A 509-nucleotide genomic window follows, 5' to 3' on the forward strand; every position below is an offset into this window, starting at 1 on the left:
GTAGCGGTGCTATTCAAGAGCGTTTAGCCAATATCGCGAAGAGTCATCAACTGACGCTTGTCGTTGGTAGTATGCCGATTCAAACCGCGAGAGGTGTGACAACGACGACGCTCGTTTTATCACCTCACGGAAAGTGCATTGCCCATTATGACAAGCTGCATATGTTTGATGTCGATGTAGAAGATGGCCATGGCAGCTACCGAGAGTCAGATACTTTCACCGCGGGCAACCAAATTGTGGTGGCAGAAACGGATATCGGCAGCGTCGGCTTGAGCATTTGTTACGACGTTCGTTTCCCCGAATTGTACAAAGCACTGCGTTTAGCGGGGGCGGATATCATTGTTGTTCCCGCCGCGTTTACTGCGGTTACTGGGCAAGCTCACTGGGAAGTGTTGCTGCGAGCTCGAGCAATTGAAACGCAATGTTGGATTTTAGCCAGTGGACAAACGGGAACACACCCTTGCGGTCGTAAAACGTGGGGGCATTCCATGGTGATTGACCCTTGGGGA

At 51.3% G+C, this 509-nt stretch carries 1 protein-coding gene; it reads left to right on the plus strand.

Going from position 1 to position 509, the window contains the following annotated elements; genetic code table 11:
• The coding region (locus R7P74_RS29660; RefSeq protein WP_318124333.1) for a carbon-nitrogen hydrolase family protein at positions 1–509 on the plus strand (509 nt) is incomplete at both ends.

The sequence above is a fragment of the Vibrio sp. 2033 genome, assembly GCF_033339735.1.